Annotated in this window: 3 protein-coding genes; all 3 read right to left on the reverse strand. The window is 68.5% G+C overall.

What is annotated here, in order from left to right:
- Window positions 1-1138: protein kinase (locus tag H5T65_13940; protein MBC7260328.1), on the reverse strand; the 1138-nt coding region annotated here is incomplete at its 3' end.
- A 77-nt stretch (window positions 1139-1215) separates the two neighbouring features.
- Window positions 1216-2175, reverse strand: coding sequence for a carbon-nitrogen hydrolase family protein (locus H5T65_13945; GenBank protein ID MBC7260329.1), 960 nt, complete (start codon window positions 2173-2175; stop codon window positions 1216-1218).
- A gap of 84 nt (window positions 2176-2259) precedes the next feature.
- Window positions 2260-3528, reverse strand: a complete 1269-nt coding sequence (locus H5T65_13950) for a cellulase family glycosylhydrolase (protein ID MBC7260330.1) — start codon at window positions 3526-3528, stop codon at window positions 2260-2262.
- Window positions 3529-3707 lie beyond the last annotated feature (179 nt).

Below are 3707 nucleotides of genomic sequence, written 5' to 3' on the forward strand. Positions count from 1 at the left end.
TTCTCATGCGCGGCGTGGGGTACGAGGGCAAGCCCTTCTCGGACTTCCGCGAGTTCGCCGATGCGTTTGTGCAGGCCGCGCAGACCGCGGGCCCGCCCCCGCGCGAGAGCCGCCGCAAGCGTCGCCAGGAGCAGCGGCGGCGCGCCCAGGCTTTGGCCCAGCAGGCCCGTGCCGCCGCGCGACTGGGCCAGTGGGAGCGGGTGGCCGAACTGGCGGGGCACGCCCTGCACCTGAACCCCAAGGACGCCGAGGCGCGCCAATGGCTACGCCGGGCGACGCGCGTTCTGGGGGGCGAGGCTCCGGAGGCGGCACCCGCCGTTCGCCGACGCGCAACACCCCCCCGCCGATATGCCGCAGCGTTCCTGGCCATCGTCGCGCTGGCTGCGGTGGTGGGCGGGGGCATCTGGGCGCTCACGCGGCCCCACAGCGCCGCGCCCGCGACGTCGGCGCCCACCCCGCGCCCCACCGAGAAGGGCTTGCCCTCGTACCCCACGCCGCGCATGAGAATCTGCCACATCTCCGGCCCTAGGCGATCCTCGGCCCGCCGCCAGGGGATGCCAGGGCGGCGCATGGTCGCGTCGGTGCGGGAGAACGGCGCGCCCACCACCATCTCGTGCGCTAGGTTCGCCAACGCCTGCGCGTCCTTCTCCGGCGTGTGAACCCCCAGCGCCATGCCGAAGTCCAGCAGCGTTACCTGGTCGTCGTCGCTGAGCCACACGCTGCGATCTTGCAGGTTGCCGTGGGACAACCAGCGCTCGTTCAGGTACTGGAGCGCGTCGGCAATCTGGCTGACGATGAAGGCCGCCCGCAGGGGGAAGATGGGGCTTTCGGCACGCAACCGGTCGGACAGGGTAACGCCCTCCGCCGGCCGGAAGGAGAGGAACGGCAGCCCATCGGCCTCGCCCACCTCGTACACCAGCGGCAGGTTGGGATGGCTGAGGCTGGCGGCCAGGCGGGCGGCGCGCCGAAACTGTTCCGACGTGGCGGGATCCGACGCCAGGTCGCCGTCCAGCACCCGAACCCACACGTCGCGGTCGTAGTGCGTATCGTGGGCGCGATAGATGGTGCCAAACCCATCGCGCAACACCACGCCCTGGAGTTCGTAGCGCCCGAATTGGCGCGGGAATGTCTCGGCCATGACGCCCCCATCGCATTGCAACGCGGCTGCATTCTAGCACACAACGCACCGCGCATGCAAGCAGTTGTGGCCGCCGACTACTCAAACGTTGCAGGCGGCTGCGGCCGTTCGTTGACGATCAGTTGGAACACATCGGGGCGAGCGTAGTGGCCCACCACGTCAAAATCAAACTTCGCCCGCACGACCTCGGCCATGTCCAGGTCGGCTACGAGCATGCCCTCCTCATCCCAGAGCGGCCCGGCCAGCACATCGCCCAGCGGCGACACGATTACACTTCCGCCGCGACACAGCACCTCCGGCTGCGCCTCCAGATCGGCTACGCCGGGCAGGTCCGGTGGGTACATCGCCCTGGTTACGTACTGATTGCACCCAAGCACGTAGCAACGCCCTTCCAGGGCAACATGCCGCATTGTCGCAACCCACCGCTCGCGGGCATCGGCTGTCGGAGCCAGGTAGATGTCCACCCCTTTGGCATACATCGCCATGCGGGCCAGGGGCATGTAGTTCTCCCAGCAAATGAGGCCGCCGACGGTACCGAAGGGTGTCGGGATCACGGTGAGGGTGCTCCCATCACCTTCGCCCCAGATGAGACGCTCCGCAGCGGTCGGCTTCAGTTTGCGATGCTTGCCCAGTACTCGGCCGTCGGGGCCGAAGTAGAGCAAAGTGCAGTAGAGGGTACCACGGCTGAATTGCGCATCGCGTTCCACAACACCGATCGCCAGGTACACCCCGGCACTCCGCGCGGCCTCGCCCAGTGCGTCGGTGGCCGGGCCGGGCACGTCCACGGCGTTCACCCAGTACCGCTCCCATGTCTGCCGGCCTTGGGGTGTACGGTCTCCGACAACGGTGCCGAAGCTCAGCCCACGCGGATAGGCGGGGATGAATGCCTCGGGGAACAGGACCAGTTGTGCGCCCTGGGCAGCAGCCTCAGCGGTCAGGCGGCAGGCCTTCTCCACCGAGCCATCGCGGTCAAACAGGATGGGCGCGGCCTGCACAACCGAAACCCTAACGCGGGCAGAAGAGTCCACCTTTGACATTGTTCACCCTCCAAAGGCTCTGAGCGATAGGCGGTATCAAACCGGGCTTGCGCCCGAGACAGAAGTCGCTCCAGCGGCAGGCGGCTATGGCTCCAGCCCCCAATCCGTGGCGCGGATGCGTGCGTGGGTGGGGTCGTCGCGGAAGTATTCGTACCATCCGCAGAACCACTGAATTCGCCCGCCCATGTCCACCGGCCCGGCCGCGTACTGCCACAGCAGGTAGCCGCTGGCTCCCGAATCCAGACTCTTGCGGATGTCGGCGGCCACGGCATCGGCTCGCTCGTCCAGCATCTCGGCGCGGATGGGCCGGCACCCGTCGTCGTACACGCGGTAGTACACCTCGCCGAAGAACCACGGCTTGCCCAGTTCCCGCGCCAAATCCACGATGTCCTTTTCCTCCGACCCCACCTGCTTGTGGATGCTCACCAGGTCCACCGACGGGAGCGCGTGCATGCGGCGGAAGTTGTCGCGGTCGGGGACCGACCCCCACAGGTAGCCCGTCGTCCCCACCGACACGGGCCGGCACGGATCCAGCGCCTTGATGGCCTCCGACGTCTCCTTGACCCAGCCGAATTCGGCGTCCAGACACCCCTGCGAGAACCCCTCCGGCCCGCACGTGGGCTCGTTCATCAGTTCCCACCCCATCACAGCCGGATGGTCGCGGAACCGCTCCACCACGGCCTTGACGTGGGGCAAGTACTCCATGCGGAACGTGCTCTGGAACCAGTGTTCGCTCTTGCCGCGATAGTAGTCGTCCAGCGTGATAAGGAATCGCACGCCGTACCTGGCCCCCGCATCCAGCACGCGCCCGAGGCGATCCAAATCCCATCCCGGCAGCACCCATAGCCGCAGCACGGCGTTGGGGAACGTCTCGCCGATGAACGCCAGGATGGGCGCGATCTCGGCTTCGGGGAAGTAGGACTCCATGAGGTAGGCCGAGTTGGTGCCCAGGAAGCGGAAGGGCCTGCCGTCCAGCGTGAGTTGCGCGCCGGTCCGCGTAACGATGCCCGCGCACTGGCCGGTGGCCGCGCTGAAGGCCAGCGCCGAGGTGGGGGCCTGCGTCGGGGCGGGCGTCGGTGCGGGGGGCGGCTCTGCGGGGGCGGGGGGCGTCGTCGGCAGGGCGACCTGCGCCAGCGCGATGGTCGGAGTGGTCGTGGCCGCCGGCACCGACACGTTGGGCAGGGTCAGTTCGTATCCTGGCGCGGTGGGCGTGGCACTGGCCGCAACGGGTGGCGGGGGCAGCGTGGGGGCGCGGCCAACCTGCGGCCACCACACCGACAGCCCCAACACCACCGCCAGCGCGGTGAGACCCACCAGCCCCAATGCCACGAGGCCCTGATACAGGCGACGCATAAAGCCCTCCGTTTGGATATGGTATCACGGAAGGGCGTTTCGGGCAAGATGGGCCGCGGGTGTAGGTTTCACCGCGGGGGACGCCGAGGGCCGGGGGTGATGCGCGCGTCCTCCCGACGCTGAAGCATCGGGCTGAAAGGGCGAAGCCCTGCGGGCGCGGGTTCGCCCGTAGGGGCGAC

Source organism: Chloroflexota bacterium (genome assembly GCA_014360805.1).
Taxonomy (GTDB): Bacteria; Chloroflexota; Anaerolineae; order DTLA01; family DTLA01; genus DTLA01.

What these genes read in the sequence shown, in the direction of transcription:
- H5T65_13945 (MBC7260329.1), bottom strand. Translation starts at nt 2,175, where the DNA reads ATGTCAAAGGTGGACTCTTCTGCCCGCGTTAGGGTTTCGGTTGTGCAG.
- H5T65_13950 (MBC7260330.1), bottom strand. Translation starts at nt 3,528, where the DNA reads ATGCGTCGCCTGTATCAGGGCCTCGTGGCATTGGGGCTGGTGGGTCTC.